Raw genomic sequence first — 18189 nt, forward strand, 5'->3', positions numbered from 1 at the left:
TGACCGCTATGTTGCAAGTCAGTGTTTATCGCTACAACCCTGATCAGGACGCTGCGCCGTTCATGCAGGACTTCCAGGTCGATACCGGTGGTAAAGACCTGATGGTGCTGGACGTGCTGGCCCTGATCAAAGAGCAGGACGAGGGCTTTTCCTATCGTCGCTCTTGCCGCGAGGGCGTTTGCGGCTCCGACGGCATGAACATCAACGGCAAGAACGGCCTGGCCTGCATCACGCCGCTGTCGGCCGTGGTCAAGGGCAACAAGCTGGTGGTTCGTCCATTGCCAGGTTTGCCGGTTATCCGTGACCTGGTCGTCGATATGAGCATCTTCTACAAGCAATACGAGAAGGTGAAGCCATTCCTGCAGAACGACACGCCGGCTCCGGCCATCGAGCGTCTGCAGTCTCCGGAAGAGCGTGAAAAGCTCGACGGTCTGTACGAGTGCATCCTGTGCGCTTGCTGCTCGACCTCGTGCCCATCCTTCTGGTGGAACCCGGACAAGTTCCTGGGCCCGGCCGCCCTGCTGCAAGCGTACCGCTTCCTGGCAGACAGCCGTGACACCAAGACGTCCGAGCGTCTGGCTTCGCTGGATGACCCGTTCAGCGTATTCCGCTGCCGCGGGATCATGAACTGCGTCAACGTCTGCCCGAAAGGCCTGAACCCGACTAAGGCCATCGGTCACATTCGTAACATGCTGCTGCAAAGCGGCGTGTGATTCAGCTGCTGTACCCGTAGGACCGTTGTACCCGTAAAGGCCAGGGCGCGGGCTTCAACCCGCGTCTTGGCTATAACCAGAACAGCCGCTCACAAAGCGGTGGTTCTTATTTTGAAGAAATGAGACAAGCAGGGGCATCCGGGCTGGTACCCGGACTATCAGCGTGATCCTAAGTGGCTTGTTTTAGTCGCTGCACTCGGACTTCTGCAAGTTTGCTCGGTGTTTTCGCCGGTGGTGTTCCCCTAATCGAGGGTGACCAAGCATGCAAGAAAGCGTGATGCAGCGCATGTGGAACAGTGCCCACCTCTCCGGTGGTAACGCTGCCTATGTGGAAGAGCTCTACGAGCTCTACCTGCACGACCCTAACGCTGTGCCAGAAGAATGGCGCACCTACTTTCAGAAGCTACCGGCCGACGGTAATTCTGCCACTGATGTTTCGCACTCGACGATTCGCGATCATTTCGTGTTGCTGGCAAAGAACCAGCGCCGCGCTCAGCCGGTGTCTGCCGGCAGCGTGAGCTCCGAGCACGAGAAGAAGCAAGTTGAAGTATTGCGACTGATCCAGGCCTACCGGATGCGTGGCCACCAGGCAGCCCAGCTTGACCCGCTGGGGCTGTGGCAGCGTCCTGCACCTGCAGACCTGTCGATCACTCACTACGGCTTGACCAATGCCGACCTTGATACGACCTTCCGTGCCGGCGACCTGTTCATCGGCAAAGAGGAAGCGAGCCTACGCGAAATTCACGAAGCGTTGCAGCAGACATATTGCCGCACCATCGGCGCTGAATTTACGCACATCACCGATTCCGAGCAGCGCCAGTGGTTCCAGCAGCGTCTGGAAAGCGTTCGTGGCCGTCCGACGTACTCCGCCGACATCAAGAGCCACTTGCTCGAGCGCGTCACCGCCGGTGAAGGCCTGGAGAAATACCTGGGCACCAAGTACCCGGGTACCAAGCGTTTCGGCCTGGAAGGCGGCGAAAGCCTGATTCCGATGCTCGACGAGCTGATCCAGCGTTCCGGTTCCTACGGCACCAAGGAAGTCGTCATCGGCATGGCCCACCGTGGCCGCCTGAACGTACTGGTCAACACCTTCGGCAAGAACCCGCGCGAGCTGTTCGACGAGTTCGAAGGCAAGAAGAAGGTCGAGCTGGGCTCCGGTGACGTGAAATACCACCAGGGCTTCTCGTCCAACGTGATGACCAGCGGTGGTGAAGTCCACCTGGCCATGGCGTTCAACCCGTCTCACCTGGAAATCGTTTCCCCGGTGGTCGAGGGTTCGGTCCGCGCCCGCCAGGATCGTCGCAACGATCCGACCGGCGAGAAGGTGCTGCCGATTTCCATCCACGGTGACGCGGCATTCGCCGGTCAGGGCGTGGTCATGGAAACCTTCCAGATGTCGCAGACCCGCGGTTTCAAGACCGGCGGCACCGTGCACATCGTGATCAACAACCAGGTTGGCTTCACCATCAGCAACCCGGAAGACTCGCGTTCCACCGAGTACGCGACCGACGTCGCGAAAATGATCCAGGCGCCGATTCTCCATGTGAATGGCGATGACCCGGAAGCCGTGCTGTTCGTGACCCAGTTGGCCATCGACTACCGCATGCAGTACAAGCGCGACGTGGTGATCGACCTGGTCTGCTACCGTCGTCGCGGCCACAACGAGGCCGACGAGCCAAGCGGCACCCAGCCCCTGATGTACCAGCAGATCGCCAAGCAGCGCACCACCCGTGAGCTGTATGCCGAGCGCCTGACCCAGGGCGGTGTTCTGGATGTCGCCCGCGTCCAGGAAAAAGTCGATGAATATCGCAATGCCCTGGACAACGGGCTGCACGTGGTAAAAAGCCTGGTCAAGGAACCGAACAAAGAGTTGTTCGTGGACTGGCGTCCGTACCTGGGCCACGCCTGGACCGCGCGTCACGACACGCGTTTCGACCTCAAGACCCTGCAGGAACTGTCCGCCAAGCTGCTGGAAATCCCGGAAGGCTTCGTGGTCCAGCGCCAGGTCGCGAAGATCTACGAAGACCGGCAGAAGATGCAAGCCGGCGGCCTGCCGATCAACTGGGGTTACGCCGAAACCATGGCGTACGCGACCCTGGCGTTCGAAGGTCACCCGATTCGCATCACCGGCCAGGACGTAGGCCGCGGCACTTTCTCGCACCGCCACGCGGCGCTGCACAACCAGAAAGACGCCAGCACCTACATCCCGCTGCAACACCTGTACAAGGGCCAGCCACGTTTCGACCTGTACGATTCGCTGCTGTCCGAAGAAGCCGTCCTGGCGTTCGAATATGGCTACTCCACCACCGAGCCCAATGCGCTGGTGATCTGGGAAGCCCAGTTCGGCGACTTCGCCAACGGTGCCCAGGTGGTTGTCGACCAGTTCATCACCAGCGGCGAGCACAAGTGGGGCCGTCTCTGCGGTCTGACCATGCTGTTGCCACACGGTTATGAAGGGCAGGGGCCGGAGCACTCCTCGGCACGTCTGGAGCGTTACCTGCAACTGTGTGCCGAGCACAACGTTCAGGTTTGCGTACCGACGACACCGGCACAGATCTACCACCTGCTGCGTCGTCAGGTCATCCGTCCGCTGCGCAAGCCGCTGATCGTGCTGACACCGAAGTCGCTGCTGCGTCACAAACTGGCGATCTCCACGCTCGAAGACCTGGCCGAAGGCTCGTTCCAGACCGTTATTTCGGAAATCGACACGCTGGACGCGGCGAAGGTGACTCGCCTGGTCCTGTGCAGCGGCAAGGTCTACTACGACCTGCTGGAAAAACGTCGTGCCGAAGGCCGCGAAGACATCGCCATCGTGCGTATCGAGCAGCTCTACCCGTTCCCGGAAGAAGACCTGATGGAGGCCATCGCGCCTTACACCAACCTCACCCACGTGGTGTGGTGTCAGGAAGAACCGATGAACCAGGGCGCCTGGTACAGCAGCCAGCATCACCTGCGTCGCAGCATCGGCAACCATAACAAGGCCCTGGGCCTGGAATACGCCGGCCGTGATGCTTCCGCTGCACCTGCGTGTGGTTATGCGTCGATGCACGCCGAGCAGCAGGAAAAACTGCTGCAAGATGCTTTCACTGTTTAAGCCTTCGTGCTGACTGAAACCGAATTTTAAGGACCCACAGATAATGGCTATCGAAATCAAAGCCCCGTCATTCCCGGAATCGGTTGCCGATGGCACCGTTGCCACCTGGCACAAGAAACCGGGCGAAGCAGTCAAGCGTGACGACCTGATCGTCGACATCGAGACCGACAAAGTCGTTCTGGAAGTGTTGGCCGAAGCTGACGGTGTGCTCGGCGCAATCGTTGCCGAAGAGGGCGCTACCGTCCTGTCCAACCAGGTACTGGGCTCGATCGAAGAGGGCGGCGCCGCTGCCGCCGCTCCGGCCGCTGCTGCTCCTGCCGCAGCCCAGGCCGCAGCGCCTGCTGCCGATGGCGAAGACGATCCAGTCGCCGCGCCTGCCGCGCGCAAGATCGCCGAAGAGAACGGCATCAACATCGCCTCCGTTGCCGGCACCGGCAAGGGTGGTCGTGTGACCAAGGAAGACGTGGTGGCAGCCGTTGCCGCCAAGAAAGCCGCGCCAGCCGCCGCACCGGCCAAGCCAGCCGCACCTGCCGCCGCCGCTCCGGTGTTCGCTGCCGGTGATCGCGTTGAAAAACGCGTTCCGATGACCCGCCTGCGTGCCAAGGTTGCCGAGCGTCTGGTCGAAGCACAGTCGAACATGGCGATGCTGACCACCTTCAACGAAGTCGACATGACCGAAGTCATGGCCCTGCGTTCGAAGTACAAGGATCTGTTCGAGAAGTCCCACAATGGCGTACGCCTGGGCTTCATGTCGTTCTTCGTCAAGGCTGCCACCGAAGCGCTGAAACGCTTCCCGGCGGTCAACGCGTCGATCGACGGTTCCGACATCGTCTACCACGGTTATGCCGACATCGGCGTCGCGGTTTCCAGCGACCGTGGCCTGGTGGTTCCGGTCCTGCGCAACGCCGAACTGATGAGCCTGGCCGAAATCGAAGGCGGCATCGCCACCTTCGGCAAGAAGGCCCGTGACGGCAAGCTGTCCATCGAAGAGATGACCGGCGGTACGTTCACCATCACCAACGGTGGTACATTCGGTTCGATGATGTCGACCCCGATCGTCAACCCGCCACAGGCGGCTATCCTGGGCATGCACAACATCCTGCAGCGTCCGATGGCGATCAACGGTCAAGTCGTGATTCGTCCGATGATGTACCTGGCACTGTCCTACGATCACCGCCTGATCGACGGCAAAGAAGCCGTGACGTTCCTGGTCACCATCAAGAACCTGCTTGAAGATCCGGCTCGTCTGTTGCTGGATATCTGATTTTCGCCGCGAGGGCCGGTCTGTCGACCGGCCTCTTGCTGAAACAACCGGTTTCGTCCCTCGACGGTCATCACAAGTGATCGTCCGGTTTGATTCGAAAAGGAATGACTCATGACTCAGAAATTCGACGTGGTAGTGATTGGTGCGGGCCCTGGTGGCTACGTAGCGGCCATCAAGGCTGCGCAACTGGGCCTTACCACTGCCTGCATCGAGAAATACACCGATGGCGAGGGCAAGCAGGCCCTCGGCGGTACTTGCCTGAACGTCGGTTGCATTCCTTCCAAGGCGCTGCTGGACAGCTCCTGGAAATACAAGGAAGCGAAAGAAAGCTTCAACGTTCACGGTATCTCTACCGGTGAAGTGAAAATGGACGTCGCCGCGATGGTTGGCCGCAAGGCTGGCATCGTCAAGAACCTGACCAGCGGTGTTGCCACCCTGTTCAAGGCCAACGGCGTGACCTCGATCCAGGGCCACGGCAAGCTGCTGCTGGGCAAGAAAGTCGAAGTGACCAAGCCCGATGGCTCGGTTGAAGTGATCGAAGCCGAAAACGTCATCCTGGCGCCAGGCTCGCGTCCGATCGACATTCCGCCGGCTCCGGTCGACCAGAACGTGATCGTCGATTCCACCGGTGCCCTGGAATTCCAGTCCGTGCCTAAGCGCCTGGGCGTGATCGGCGCCGGCGTGATCGGTCTCGAGCTGGGTTCGGTCTGGTCGCGCCTGGGCGCGCAAGTGACCGTGCTCGAAGCCCTCGACACCTTCCTGATGGCCGCTGACGCTGCGGTTTCCAAGGAAGCGCTGAAAACCCTGACCAAACAGGGCCTGGATATCAAGCTGGGCGCTCGCGTGACCGGTTCGAAGGTCAACGGCGAAGAAGTCGTGGTCAACTACACCGACGCCAATGGCGAACAGACCATCACTTTCGACAAGCTGATCGTTGCGGTCGGCCGTCGTCCGGTGACCACCGATCTGCTGGCTGCCGATAGCGGCGTGGACCTCGACGAACGCGGTTTCATCAAAGTTGATGATTTCTGCGCCACCACCGTACCGGGCGTCTTCGCCATCGGTGACGTGGTCCGCGGCATGATGCTGGCGCACAAGGCGTCCGAGGAAGGCATCATGGTTGTCGAGCGCATCAAGGGCCACAAAGCCCAGATGAACTATGACCTGATCCCATCGGTTATCTACACCCACCCGGAAATCGCATGGGTTGGCAAGACCGAGCAGGCCTTGAAAGCCGAAGGCGTTGAAGTTAACGTCGGCACCTTCCCGTTCGCCGCCAGTGGCCGTGCCATGGCAGCCAACGATACCGGTGGTTTCGTGAAAGTCATCGCCGATGCCAAGACGGATCGCGTATTGGGCGTTCACGTGATTGGCCCAAGCGCTGCCGAGCTGGTACAGCAAGGCGCGATCGGTATGGAATTCGGCACCAGCGCTGAAGACCTGGGCATGATGGTCTTCTCCCATCCGACCCTGTCCGAAGCCTTGCACGAAGCGGCCCTGGCCGTAAATGGCGGCGCCATCCACGTGGCCAACCGCAAGAAGCGTTAATAGACAATAAGAAACCACGGCGGTATGGCCCGTCGTGAGCCTTGCGAGCAAGACTCACCGCGGAATATCCGCTGGACGCAGCCTTGCGTAGCAGCACCGGTTCACCGGAACGCTACGCAAGCAGCAGTCACAGGTGGTGCGGCACCAGAACGGTGCAGCACCGAATGCGCAGTACCTAACGAAGACGGTAATAAGCATGAATCTTCACGAGTATCAGGGTAAGCAGCTGTTCGCTGAGTACGGCCTGCCAGTATCCACCGGCTACGCGGTAGACACCCCGGAAGCGGCAGCAGAAGCTTGCGACAAAATCGGCGGCAGCGAATGGGTTGTCAAAGCCCAGGTTCACGCCGGTGGTCGCGGTAAAGCGGGCGGCGTCAAGCTGGTTCGCAGCAAAGAAGACGCCAAAGCCTTCGCACAGCAGTGGCTGGGCAAGCGTCTGGTGACTTACCAGACTGACGCCAACGGTCAGCCAGTCACCAAGATCCTGGTTGAATCGTGCACTGATATCGCTAAAGAGCTGTACCTGGGCGCTGTCGTTGACCGTTCGAGCCGCCGTATCGTGTTCATGGCTTCCACCGAAGGTGGCGTGGACATCGAGAAAATCGCTCACGATACCCCTGAGAAAATCCTCAAGGCCACCATCGATCCACTGGTTGGCGCTCAGCCATTCCAGGGTCGCGAGCTGGCATTCCAGCTGGGTCTGGAAGGCAAGCAGGTCACTCAATTCGCCAAGATCTTCGTAGGTCTGGCCAAGCTGTTCCAGGACCACGACCTGGCACTGCTGGAAGTGAACCCGCTGGTGATCAAGGCCGACGGCGACCTGCACTGCCTCGATGCCAAGATCAACATCGACGCCAACGCCATGTACCGTCAGCCTAAGCTGAAGACTTTCCACGATCCGTCGCAAGACGATCCGCGCGAAGCGCACGCTGCCAAGTTCGAACTGAACTACGTAGCCCTGGAAGGCAACATCGGCTGCATGGTCAACGGTGCCGGCCTGGCCATGGGTACCATGGACATCGTCAACCTGCACGGCGGCAAGCCAGCCAACTTCCTCGACGTGGGCGGCGGTGCTACCAAGGAACGCGTTACCGAAGCGTTCAAGATCATCCTGTCCGACACCAACGTCGCCGCAGTACTGGTCAACATCTTCGGCGGCATCGTTCGCTGCGACATGATTGCCGAAGGCATCATCGGCGCCGTGAAAGAAGTCGGCGTGAAAATCCCGGTTGTTGTTCGCCTCGAAGGCAACAACGCTGAGCTGGGCGCTAAAGTACTGGCAGAAAGCGGTTTGAACATCATCGCTGCTACCAGCCTGACCGACGCTGCTCAACAAGTCGTTAAAGCTGCGGAGGGCAAATAATGAGCGTCCTGATCAATAAAGACACCAAGGTTATCTGCCAGGGCATTACCGGTTCGCAAGGTAGTTTCCACACCCAGCAAGCCCTGGAATACGGCACCAAGATGGTTGGCGGCGTAACACCAGGCAAAGGCGGCACCGAGCACCTGGGCCTGCCCGTGTTCAACACCGTGAAAGACGCTGTAGCTGCCACTGGCGCCACCGCCAGCGTGATCTACGTTCCGGCTCCTTTCTGCAAGGACTCCATCCTTGAAGCAGCGTTCGGCGGCATCAAGCTGATCGTCTGCATCACCGAAGGCATCCCGACCATCGACATGCTGGAAGCCAAGGTCAAGTGCGACGAGCTGGGTATCACCCTCATCGGCCCTAACTGCCCAGGCGTGATCACCCCAGGCGAATGCAAGATCGGCATCATGCCAGGTCACATTCACTTGCCAGGCAAGGTCGGTATCGTTTCCCGTTCCGGCACCCTGACCTACGAAGCTGTGAAGCAGACCACTGACGCCGGTTTCGGTCAGTCGACTTGCGTCGGCATCGGCGGTGACCCGATCCCGGGTTCGAACTTCATCGACATCCTGAAGCTGTTCCAGGAAGACCCGAAGACCGAAGCGATCGTCATGATCGGTGAGATCGGCGGTTCGGCTGAAGAAGAAGCCGCTGCCTACATCAAGGCCAACGTGACCAAGCCGGTTGTGTCCTACATCGCGGGTGTGACTGCTCCTCCGGGCAAGCGCATGGGCCATGCTGGCGCAATCATCTCTGGCGGCAAAGGCACTGCAGACGAGAAATTCGCTGCGCTGCAAGACGCAGGCGTGAAAACCGTGCGTTCGCTGGCAGACATCGGCAAGGCCCTGGCCGAGCTGACTGGCTGGGAAATGAAGAAGTAAGCTTCGGCTGACCTTTTCGTTCCAGCAACAAAGGCCACCTTCGGGTGGCCTTTGTCGTTTCTGGGTCTATGGGGAGGGCCTTATCGCGAGCAAGCTCGCTCCCACAGTCGAGCGCATTTCATTGTGGGAGCGAGCTTGCTCGCGATGACGGAATGACAATCGCCAACCATTTACATGCAAAAACGCGACACGGGGACGTCGTGCATCGGATAGTTTGCCCCTTTACAGTGCGTTTTATCGCCAAATTCGTTAGGCTAGCAGCCATTTTTGCGACCGCTGCCCACAAGGAAGCGCCGCGCTAAACGGGTCGGTCCCATACGGATCGGCAGCATTTCCCTCACCCATAAGGGAAATCCCTCTCTAAATTCCGATTCAGTAGTGTGGTTTCCTTAATGAAAGTGTTGAAAGGCCAGGACATCCTGGCGCTTGGTTTCATGACATTTGCCCTGTTCGTCGGGGCCGGCAACATCATCTTCCCGCCTATCGTCGGTTTGCAGTCCGGGCCTCATGTCTGGATGGCGGCGCTGGGCTTTTTGATCACGGCGGTCGGGCTGCCGGTCATCACGGTCGTGGCACTGGCCAAGGTGGGCGGGGCGATGGACGCCTTGAGCAGCCCCATCGGCAAGGTCGCCGGCGGGTTGCTGGCGGCGGTGTGCTACCTGGCCGTTGGCCCGTTGTTCGCCACGCCGCGTACCGCTACCGTTTCGTTCGAAGTCGGTCTGGCGCCATTGACGGGCGAAAGCCCGCTGGCACTGTTCCTGTACAGCGCCGCGTATTTCCTGCTGGTGTTCTTCATCTCGCTCTACCCGGGCCGCCTGCTGGACACCGTCGGGCGTTTCCTCGCGCCCCTTAAAATCATCGCCCTGGCCGTGCTCGGCATCGCCGCGTTTGCCTTGCCGGCCGGCGATATCGGCGTGGCGACCCCCGAATACGTGGCGGCGCCGTTTTCCCAGGGCTTCATCAATGGCTACCTGACCATGGATACCCTGGGCGCATTGGTATTCGGAATCGTCATCGTCAACGCAATCCGTTCCCGGGGCGTCGAGTCGCCGGCCTTGATCACCCGCTACGCGATCATCGCCGGGCTGATTGCCGGGGTGGGCCTGGCGCTGGTCTACGTCAGTCTGTTCCGCCTCGGTTCGGGCAGCCATGAAGTGGCCATGGGCGCGACCAACGGCGCGGCGGTGCTGCATGCCTACGTGCAACATACCTTCGGCAGCCTGGGCAGCGGTTTCCTGGCGGTGCTGATCTCCCTGGCGTGCCTGGTGACCGCGGTCGGCCTGACCTGCGCCTGTGCCGAGTACTTCAGCCGCGTTTTGCCGCTGTCCTACAAGACCCTGGTGGTGATCCTGGCGGCCTTTTCGCTGCTGGTGTCCAACCTGGGCCTGACCAAGCTGATCGCGTTCTCGATTCCGGTCCTCACCGCGATCTACCCGCCGTGCATCGCCCTGGTGGCCTTGAGCTTCTGCAAGGACTTCTGGCACGAGCAAGGGCGCATCGTTGGCCCGGTGATGCTGGTGTCGTTCCTGTTTGGCCTGATCGATGCGCTCAAGGGCGCCGGGCTGGCGGACTGGATGCCGACGCAACTGGCCCACTTGCCGCTGAGCGAACAAGGCCTGGCCTGGCTGGTGCCTTCGGTGATGACCCTGGTGGTCGCGGTGGTGTGTGATCGCCTGCTGGGCAAGCGCAGCGAAGCACTGGCTTAAACAGCTTCAGGCAGATTCATCGGCTACAACCGAAATGCCCCGTATCAATCGATACGGGGCATTTTTTTTGAGTGCCGTGTCTTTTTTCGTGGACTAACGTCGAAGCAGTGTCTCGAAAGGCTTGCACACAACCTTGTGGGAGCGAGCTTGCTCGCGATAGCGCCAGATCAGCCAGTATCGATGTGTCTGATGGATCGCAATCGCGAGCAAGCTCGCTCCCACAGGGTTCACCGCGACTATTGCTCCAGATTTTGTTTCGTCACAGGAAATCGAATGTCATTCATCCAAGCCAACCTGATCCATCTGCTTGCCGCCGCCTGGTTCATCATCTGCTGGGCGGGCTACACCCGTTACGCGACCTGGAAGGCCCGCGATACGGCCTGCCTGGCCAGTGTCATGCACCTGTACCGCGAAGACTGGATGCGCCGCATGCTGCTGCGCGAGAACCGCATCGCCGATGCCAGCGTGATCGGCAACCTGGAGCGCAACGCCTCATTCTTCGCCTCCAGCACGCTGATCATCCTGGCTGGCATCCTGACGGTGCTCGGGGCATCGGATCGGGCGGTGTCGTTGCTGGCGGACATCCCCATGGTGCAACAGGCTTCCCAGGGCATGGCGGAGGTCAAGTTGCTGTGCCTGGCACTGGTGTTCGTGTATGCGTTCTTCACCTTCAGTTGGTGCATGCGCCAGTACAACTTCGCGGCGGTACTGATTGGCTCGGCGCCGATGATCGGCGAGCGGCATGTGTCGGAGCAGGAGCGCAAGGCCTTTGCGCTAAGGGCGGCGCGAGTCATTTCCATGGCGGCCAACCAATTCAACTTCGGCCTGCGTTCCTATTATTTCGGCATGACCATGTTGGCGTGGTTCGTCAGCCCCTGGTTATTCATGTTGATGAGTGCCGGCGTGGTGTTCGTGCTGTATCAGCGCGAGTTTCACTCCGATGTGCTGGACGTGATGGTCTATACCCCCACGGAAGCACCAGTGCCCGAGGTTGGCAAGGAAGCGGCCTGACAGGCGCCGCCAAATCACAGGCAAAAGAAAACCCGCACCAGGCGGGTTTTCTTTTACAGCTAAAACCGTATCAGTTGGTCTTAGGCGCGGTGGCAGGTGCTTGTTCCTGCTGGGCGGCGCTGTTCGATTCAGACTGAGCTTTGGCGGCTTCGGCGTTTTCTTTAGCCGCGTCGTTCACTTTATCCTGTGCTTTGTTCATGTCTTGCTGAGCTTGCTCAGCGTGTTGTGCGGCATCTTGAGCTTTGTCCTCGGATTTTTTATCGCAGGCAGCGAGACCGAGGGAGGCGGCCAACATCAAGGCAATAGCAAAAGTCTTACGCATGGGGTGTTTCTCCTTATGGAAATAACTACTGGCCTTTTGAGCAACCCCCCTCGGGTTAAGTTCCTCTTTTGCTACAGATATATAACTTTGCACGGTCGCGGAACTTTAGCGAGCTCGCCTGTTGCCAGGCCTCTAAATAAACAAGGGCATTGATGGACATGGCTGAAGACCCCATTTTTGAGCGTGCCACCCGCTTTTTATCCGCCCTGCGGCATTGCCAGGTGTTGGGCTTGAAGTTGCACAGCGCCAGTCGTGATGGGCTGACGCTCATCCTGCCGTTCAGCCCGAAAATCGTCGGCAATCCCCTGACGGGCATCATCCATGGTGGCGCGTTGACCTCATTGATGGACAGTGCGTGCGGCATGTCGACCTTGTGTGTGCTGCCGCAATTCGAAGTCTGTCCTACCCTCGACCTGCGCATCGACTACATGCACGCCGCCGAGCCCCACAAAGACGTCTACGGCTTCGCTCAATGCTATCGGGTGACCCCGGACGTGATCTTCACCCGGGGTTTCGCCTATCAGGACGACCCCGAGCAACCCATCGCCCATGTGGTGGGCACGTTCATGCGCCTGGGCCAGCATGCCAGGGGCATGGGGAAGGCCAGTCCATTGACTGCCGTGGGCCAGCCATGACCGAGACCACCCAGGAACAACTGCGCCATGCCTGTGAGCAGGGCGACTACGCGCTGCTGCTCGCCTCGATCCCCTATGCCCAACTCATCGGCGTCGAATGCACGCGCCAGGGCGACGACTTGGTGTTTCGCCTGCCGGCCAACAAGGACAACATTGGTAACCCTTTATTGCCGGCCATCCACGGCGGGGTCATCGCCGGTTTCATGGAGTTGTCGGCCGCCGTTCATCTGTTGATCGCCACCGGCACGCCGGGGGTACCAAAGATCATCGACTTTTCCCTGGATTACCTGCGCACCGGGCAGTTTCGCGACACCTATGCCAAATGCCAGGTCTGGCGCCAGGGCCGGCGGGTCGCCAATGTCGCGATCACCGCCTGGCAAGATGTCGAGGCCGAGCCCATCGCCACCGCCCGGGCGCATTTCAAGATCCAGGAGCCTTCAAAACCGGAACGCCCTTGAAATCATCAGCGTTGCCCCCACCTTGAGGACATCCCGCCGCCAATCTCAGCGAGGCGGACACCACCATCCACTTGGAGTTTGATGACCATGAGCGTGGAAACTCAAAAGGAAACCCTGGGCTTCCAGACCGAGGTGAAGCAACTGCTGCACCTGATGATTCACTCGCTGTATTCGAATAAGGAAATTTTCCTTCGCGAGCTGATTTCGAACGCCTCTGACGCTGTCGACAAATTACGTTTCGAAGCCCTTTCCAAGCCTGAACTGTTGGAAGGCGGCGCCGAGCTGAAAATCCGTGTGAGCTTCGACAAGGACGCGAAAACCGTCACCCTCGAAGACAACGGCATCGGCATGAGCCGCGAAGAGGTGATCACGCACCTGGGCACCATCGCCAAGTCTGGCACGGCCGACTTCATGAAGAACCTGTCCGGCGACCAGAAGAAAGATTCCCACCTGATCGGGCAGTTCGGCGTCGGCTTCTATTCCGCGTTCATCGTGGCCGACCAGGTCGAAGTGTTCAGCCGCCGTGCCGGCCTCGCTGCGAGCGAAGGCGTGCACTGGTCTTCCAAGGGCGAGGGCGAATTCGAAGTCGCTACCGTCGACAAGGCTGATCGCGGCACCCGCATCGTGCTGCACCTCAAATCCGGTGAAGACGAGTTCGCCGATGGCTGGCGCCTGCGCAACATCATCAAGAAGTACTCCGACCATATCGCGCTGCCCATCGAGCTGCCGAAGGAAGTCACCGCTGCCGAAGGCGAAGAAAAGCCTGAAGTGGAATGGGAAACCGTCAACCGCGCCAGTGCCCTGTGGACCCGTCCGCGCACCGAAGTGAAAGACGAGGAATACCAGGAGTTCTACAAGCATATCGCCCACGACTACGAGAACCCGCTGAGCTGGAGCCATAACAAGGTCGAAGGCAAGCTGGAATACAACTCGCTGCTGTACGTGCCGGCCCGTGCACCGTTCGACCTGTACCAGCGTGAGGCGCCACGTGGCCTGAAGCTGTATGTGCAGCGTGTGTTCGTGATGGACCAGGCCGAGTCGTTCCTGCCGCTGTACCTGCGTTTCATCAAAGGCGTGGTGGATTCCAACGATTTGTCGCTGAACGTTTCGCGGGAAATCCTGCAGAAAGATCCGATCATCGACTCCATGAAGTCGGCACTGACCAAGCGCGTGCTGGACATGCTGGAAAAACTGGCGAAGAACGAGCCCGAGCAGTACAAGAGCTTCTGGAAAAACTTCGGCCAGGTCATGAAAGAAGGCCCGGCCGAGGACTTCGCCAACAAAGAGAAAATCGCCGGCCTGCTGCGCTTTGCGTCGACCCAGGGTGACGATGGCGAGCAGATCGTTGGCCTGGCCGATTACCTGGCTCGCGCCAAGGAAGGCCAGGACAAGATCTACTACCTGACCGGTGAAACGTATGCGCAGGTCAAGAACAGCCCGCACCTTGAAGTCTTCCGCAAGAAAGGCATCGAAGTGCTGCTGCTGACCGACCGTATCGACGAGTGGCTGATGAGCTATCTCAACGAGTTCGACGGCAAGAGCTTCGTCGATGTGGCCCGTGGCGACCTGGACCTCGGCAACCTGGATTCGGAAGAAGACAAGAAAGCCGCCGAAGAAGTCGCCAAGAGCAAGGAAGGCCTGGTCGAGCGGATCAAGACGGCCCTGGGCGATGCTGTCAGCGAAGTGCGTGTCTCGCACCGCCTGACCGATTCTCCGGCGATCCTGGCCATCGGTGAGCAGGACCTGGGCCTGCAGATGCGCCAGATCCTCGAAGCCAGCGGCCAGAAAGTCCCGGACTCCAAGCCGATCTTCGAATTCAACCCGGCCCACCCGCTGGTGGAAAAACTCGACAACGAGCAGAGCGAAGAGCGTTTCGGCGATCTGTCGCACATCCTGTTCGACCAGGCGGCCCTGGCGGCCGGCGACAGCCTGAAGGATCCGGCGGCGTATGTGCGTCGCCTGAACAAGCTGTTGGTCGAACTGTCAGCTTAATCTGACGCAGGAAAGTCCCTTGTGGGAGCGAGCTTGCTCGCGATTTCGGTCCAACATTCAACAGATACGTTGACTGGTCTACCGTTATCGCGAGCAAGCTCGCTCCCACAAGGGCTTCTTGAATGTTTCATCAGGAGGAGTCTGTCATGAGTCAGGTTACGGTTCGTTCGCTGGTCTATCAGATCGATGGTCAAAGTTATGAAGGTCGCCTGGCCTTCGACGTCAACCAGCAGGGCCCGCGCCCGGGTTTGCTGATGGCGCCGAACTGGATGGGTGTAGGGGCAGGTGCCGAGGAGATCGCCAAGTCGGTGGCGGCCAACGGTTATGTGGTGTTGATCGCCGACTTGTACGGGCAGACGGTGCGCCCGAGCAATGCCGATGAAGCGGGGGCGGCGATGATGCCCCTCAAGAACGACCGGGCCTTGTTGCGCAAGCGTATGCAGGCGGCGTTCGAACAACTGCAGAGCCAGGGGGATGCACAGGTCGACACGGCGAGACTGGCCACGTTCGGCTTCTGCTTCGGGGGTTGCTGCGCCCTGGAGCTGGCTCGCAGTGGCGCACCGTTGAAGGCGGCGATCTCCTTCCACGGCACCCTGGATACACCGAACCCGGCCGATGCGCAGAACATCAAGGGCGCGGTGTTGGTGCTGCATGGCGCCTCCGACCCGCTGGTGCCGAAAGAGCAGCTACCGGCCTTCGAAGATGAAATGAACGCGGCTGGGGTGGATTGGCAATTGCTGAGCTACGGCGGTGCGGTGCACTCGTTCACCGACCCGCAGGCCAATATGCCGGGCAAGATGATGTACAACGCCAAGGTCGCCGGACGCGCGTTCCGGTCGATGCATAACTTGCTGGATGAAGTGTTCAAGGGCTGAGATTGGTTGGCGCAGAACCCCTGTGGGAGCCGAGCTTGCTCGCGATAGCGGTGTATCAATCAGCATTAATGCCGACTGACACACCGCTATCGCGAGCAAGCTCGGCTCCCACAGGTTAATGGCATCCGATCTAGGGCAACTCGATCCGCTCGCTTTCCCCTGGCACGGTCGGCCAGTCTCCGGCTGCCCAGCGCCGGCGGGCTTCGTCGATCCGGGCAGGGTCGCTGGCGACGAAATTCCAGTTCATCCGTCGCGGTCCATCCAGCGGTGCGCCGCCGAACAGCACGGCATGGCAATCGCTGTCGGCAAACAGCGTCATCTCTTCCTCTGTTGGCAATATCACCAGGGAATGGGCTTCTACCGGCTCGCCATCCAGCAACGCCTCGCCGCTCAACACATACAGGGCCCGCTCTTCATGCTCGGTGGGAATCAGCAATGTCGTCGCGGTCTGCAGGTGCAGTTCGGCATACAGCGTGGGCGAGAGCACCGGCACCGGCGATTCCAGGCAAAAGCCTGACCCGGCGATCATGCGGATGCTGACCCCCAGGTTCTCACTGACCGGCAGGCTCTGTGCCGGATGATGGCTGTAGTGCCCCGGGCCTTGTTCGTAGGCTTTGGGCGAGGCCAGCCAGACTTGCAACCCGTGCATGACGAAAGGGCTGCCCAGCAGTGACTCGGGAGTGCGTTCGACGTGGGCGATGGCGCTGCCGGCGGTCATCCAGCTGACATCCCCGGCGTCCACCACCTGGTCGGAACCCAGGCTGTCCTTGTGCTGGAGCTTGCCTTCGAACAGGTAGGTGAGGGTGGACAGGCCGATATGCGGGTGCTGGCGGATGTTCATGCCTTTGCCGGCCGGGTAGGTGGTTTGCAGCATGTGATCGAAAAACACGAAAGGCCCGACGCTGCGACATTTGGCGGACGGCAGCGGGCGAAGAATCGGCTGGCCTTCGACGTCTTCGGCGCGGGGGCGAACGGTCAGGGGAGTGGTCATGTTGTCTTCCAGGTTGAACAACGGTTGCGCGAAGCATAACCCGCCGCCGGCAGACGCGGCAGATGCGCCTTGAACCCCAGCGGGACGGCGAGGGTCTATGTTGCTCATGGCTTCTGGAGACTGCCCGTGCCTTTGACCCGTTTGATCTTTGCCTGGCTGCTGGTTGTTTCGAGTGGCGGCGCCGCGGCCCGCGAATATGCCTACAGCGATGCGCACCTGCATTACGTCGATTTCTTTCAGGAAACCGCCGGCATGCCCAAGCTGCTCCAGGCGATGGCGGACAATCGCATCGAGCATGTGATGATTTCCGGTGTTCCGGTGGCCAAGAAATGGCATGAAGACGAGCCCAAGCGCCCGCGTTACTACGCCGGTGACGATGCAGACGCCTATTGGTACAGCGCCACCGATGTGATTGTTGCGGCGGCAGTGAGCAAGCTGACCGAGGAGCAACGTCGGCACTTCCATCCTTTCCTGTCGGGCTTCAATCCCAACGATAAGAACTCCGCCGCCCACATCCAGCGCATGCTCGATCTCTACCCGGGGTTGTGGCAAGGCATCGGCGAAGTTTTCACCCGCCATGACGACCTGACGGCGCTGACCTCGGGCGATACCCCGAGAGCCAACAACGAAGCCATGACTCGGATCTATCACCTGGCGGCCGAGAATGACCTGCCGGTGATGCTGCATTCCAATATCACGTCCAAGCGTGAGAGAAATCCCCTGTACCTGGCGGAGATCGAGGAGCCGTTGCGCAACCACCCGCATACGCGTTTCATCTGGGCCCATGCCGGCACCAGCATGGAAATCCATCGCCACCAGACCCAACTGGATTTTCTGTTGCCGACCCTGACCCGCATGCTTGAGGCCTATCCCAATCTGTACATCGACCTGTCCTGGAGCCTGCTCACGCCGTACTTGCTGGACGAGGCGGGCAAGCCCCGGGACGAGTGGGTAAAGCTGGTGGAGCGCTTTCCTGAGCGCTTCATGGTGGGCTCGGATGTGGTCGGGCGCTTCAACAAGTTAGGCAAGGAGTTGCACAGTTTCGATCCATTCCTTGATGCCTTGCCGGAAGAGGTGGCCAGGAAGGTGGCGCGGGATAATTTCCTGGCGGTGTTGCCGCGTTCTGTCCCGCGATAGGAAAGCACCTTGTGGCGAGGGGATTTATCCCCGCTGGACTGCGCAGCAGGCCCAAAACTTCGATGGTGATCGGTCTGACACACTGAGATATCAGGTTTGGGCCCGCTTCGCGAGCCAACGGGGATAAATCCCCTCGCCACAGAGGATTCTCGGTGTATGGCCAATGCTGGTTTGTCATCAGCCTGTCACTGCGGCG

At 60.0% G+C, this 18189-nt stretch carries 15 protein-coding genes; 13 read left to right on the plus strand and 2 right to left on the minus strand.

The features are described from left to right. Positions 1–8 precede the first annotated feature (8 nt). The 8 genes from AO356_RS19715 (at position 9) to AO356_RS19750 (ending at position 11583) form a co-directional block, all read left to right on the plus strand. Positions 9–713 (plus strand): succinate dehydrogenase iron-sulfur subunit, encoded by a 705-nt coding sequence (locus AO356_RS19715; RefSeq protein ID WP_053123967.1) that lies wholly within the window; start codon positions 9–11, stop codon positions 711–713. A 262-nt stretch (positions 714–975) separates the two neighbouring features. Then, the gene (locus AO356_RS19720; RefSeq protein ID WP_060741158.1) at positions 976–3807 is read left to right on the plus strand and encodes a 2-oxoglutarate dehydrogenase E1 component; all 2832 of its coding nucleotides are present in this window, start codon (positions 976–978) and stop codon (positions 3805–3807) included. 43 nt (positions 3808–3850) lie between these two features. Then, positions 3851–5071, plus strand: a complete 1221-nt coding sequence (gene odhB, locus AO356_RS19725; RefSeq protein WP_060741159.1) for a 2-oxoglutarate dehydrogenase complex dihydrolipoyllysine-residue succinyltransferase — start codon at positions 3851–3853, stop codon at positions 5069–5071. Between the two features lie 111 nt (positions 5072–5182). Beyond that, on the plus strand, positions 5183–6619 hold the full coding sequence (gene lpdA, locus AO356_RS19730; RefSeq protein ID WP_060741160.1) for a dihydrolipoyl dehydrogenase: 1437 nt from the start codon (positions 5183–5185) through the stop codon (positions 6617–6619). Between the two features lie 196 nt (positions 6620–6815). Next, entirely contained in the window at positions 6816–7982 is a 1167-nt protein-coding gene (gene sucC, locus AO356_RS19735) for an ADP-forming succinate--CoA ligase subunit beta (RefSeq protein ID WP_003179235.1), read from the plus strand. Continuing rightward, complete coding sequence (sucD, locus tag AO356_RS19740) at positions 7982–8866, plus strand: succinate--CoA ligase subunit alpha (RefSeq protein WP_014339581.1); 885 nt, start codon at positions 7982–7984, stop codon at positions 8864–8866. Before sucC ends, sucD begins: the two co-directional genes overlap by 1 nt. A 392-nt stretch (positions 8867–9258) precedes the next feature. Next, a complete protein-coding gene (gene brnQ / locus AO356_RS19745; protein ID WP_060741161.1) occupies positions 9259–10572 on the plus strand; it encodes a branched-chain amino acid transport system II carrier protein in 1314 nt (437 codons plus the stop codon). Between the two features lie 273 nt (positions 10573–10845). Further along, on the plus strand, positions 10846–11583 hold the full coding sequence (locus AO356_RS19750; protein ID WP_060741162.1) for a DUF599 domain-containing protein: 738 nt from the start codon (positions 10846–10848) through the stop codon (positions 11581–11583). A 70-nt stretch (positions 11584–11653) separates the two neighbouring features. Here AO356_RS19750 and AO356_RS19755 read toward each other — a convergent pair whose 3' ends face one another. After that, positions 11654–11905 (minus strand): hypothetical protein, encoded by a 252-nt coding sequence (locus tag AO356_RS19755; RefSeq protein WP_060741163.1) that lies wholly within the window; start codon positions 11903–11905, stop codon positions 11654–11656. A 158-nt stretch (positions 11906–12063) separates the two neighbouring features. Here AO356_RS19755 and AO356_RS19760 point away from each other — a divergent pair, with 158 nt between their 5' ends. The 4 genes from AO356_RS19760 to AO356_RS19775 all read left to right on the plus strand — a co-directional run bounded on the left by AO356_RS19760 (position 12064) and on the right by AO356_RS19775 (position 15865). Then, complete coding sequence (locus AO356_RS19760) at positions 12064–12540, plus strand: PaaI family thioesterase (protein WP_060741164.1); 477 nt, start codon at positions 12064–12066, stop codon at positions 12538–12540. Continuing rightward, positions 12537–12998: a PaaI family thioesterase gene (locus AO356_RS19765; protein WP_060741165.1), complete on the plus strand. Its 462-nt coding sequence runs from the start codon at positions 12537–12539 to the stop codon at positions 12996–12998. The genes AO356_RS19760 and AO356_RS19765 overlap by 4 nt, the downstream gene beginning before the upstream one ends. 87 nt (positions 12999–13085) lie before the next feature. After that, entirely contained in the window at positions 13086–14990 is a 1905-nt protein-coding gene (gene htpG / locus AO356_RS19770) for a molecular chaperone HtpG (protein WP_060743152.1), read from the plus strand. 146 nt (positions 14991–15136) lie between these two features. Beyond that, a complete protein-coding gene (locus AO356_RS19775; RefSeq protein WP_060741166.1) occupies positions 15137–15865 on the plus strand; it encodes a dienelactone hydrolase family protein in 729 nt (242 codons plus the stop codon). Between the two features lie 130 nt (positions 15866–15995). Here the strand turns inward: AO356_RS19775 and AO356_RS19780 are convergent, their stop codons facing one another. Next, positions 15996–16856 carry a pirin family protein gene (locus AO356_RS19780; protein ID WP_060741167.1) on the minus strand — a complete coding sequence of 287 codons (861 nt, stop codon included), beginning with the start codon at positions 16854–16856 and terminating at the stop codon, positions 15996–15998. A 120-nt stretch (positions 16857–16976) separates the two neighbouring features. Here AO356_RS19780 and AO356_RS19785 point away from each other — a divergent pair, with 120 nt between their 5' ends. After that, positions 16977–17993, plus strand: a complete 1017-nt coding sequence (locus tag AO356_RS19785; protein WP_162491261.1) for an amidohydrolase family protein — start codon at positions 16977–16979, stop codon at positions 17991–17993. Positions 17994–18189 lie beyond the last annotated feature (196 nt).

It is taken from the genome of Pseudomonas fluorescens (assembly GCF_001307275.1).
In the GTDB taxonomy this organism is placed as follows: domain Bacteria; phylum Pseudomonadota; class Gammaproteobacteria; order Pseudomonadales; family Pseudomonadaceae; genus Aquipseudomonas; species Aquipseudomonas fluorescens_AA.

Excerpts from the sequence above, each read along its gene's own strand:
- AO356_RS19780 (WP_060741167.1), bottom strand. The coding sequence starts at position 16,856 with ATGACCACTCCCCTGACCGTTCGCCCCCGCGCCGAAGACGTCGAAGGC.
- AO356_RS19765 (WP_060741165.1), top strand. The coding sequence starts at position 12,537 with ATGACCGAGACCACCCAGGAACAACTGCGCCATGCCTGTGAGCAGGGC.
- AO356_RS19715 (WP_053123967.1), top strand. The coding sequence starts at position 9 with ATGTTGCAAGTCAGTGTTTATCGCTACAACCCTGATCAGGACGCTGCG.
- odhB (WP_060741159.1), top strand. The coding sequence starts at position 3,851 with ATGGCTATCGAAATCAAAGCCCCGTCATTCCCGGAATCGGTTGCCGAT.
- sucC (WP_003179235.1), top strand. The coding sequence starts at position 6,816 with ATGAATCTTCACGAGTATCAGGGTAAGCAGCTGTTCGCTGAGTACGGC.
- AO356_RS19775 (WP_060741166.1), top strand. The coding sequence starts at position 15,137 with ATGAGTCAGGTTACGGTTCGTTCGCTGGTCTATCAGATCGATGGTCAA.
- AO356_RS19750 (WP_060741162.1), top strand. The coding sequence starts at position 10,846 with ATGTCATTCATCCAAGCCAACCTGATCCATCTGCTTGCCGCCGCCTGG.
- AO356_RS19760 (WP_060741164.1), top strand. The coding sequence starts at position 12,064 with ATGGCTGAAGACCCCATTTTTGAGCGTGCCACCCGCTTTTTATCCGCC.
- lpdA (WP_060741160.1), top strand. The coding sequence starts at position 5,183 with ATGACTCAGAAATTCGACGTGGTAGTGATTGGTGCGGGCCCTGGTGGC.
- AO356_RS19755 (WP_060741163.1), bottom strand. The coding sequence starts at position 11,905 with ATGCGTAAGACTTTTGCTATTGCCTTGATGTTGGCCGCCTCCCTCGGT.
- AO356_RS19720 (WP_060741158.1), top strand. The coding sequence starts at position 976 with ATGCAAGAAAGCGTGATGCAGCGCATGTGGAACAGTGCCCACCTCTCC.
- htpG (WP_060743152.1), top strand. The coding sequence starts at position 13,086 with ATGAGCGTGGAAACTCAAAAGGAAACCCTGGGCTTCCAGACCGAGGTG.
- sucD (WP_014339581.1), top strand. The coding sequence starts at position 7,982 with ATGAGCGTCCTGATCAATAAAGACACCAAGGTTATCTGCCAGGGCATT.
- brnQ (WP_060741161.1), top strand. The coding sequence starts at position 9,259 with ATGAAAGTGTTGAAAGGCCAGGACATCCTGGCGCTTGGTTTCATGACA.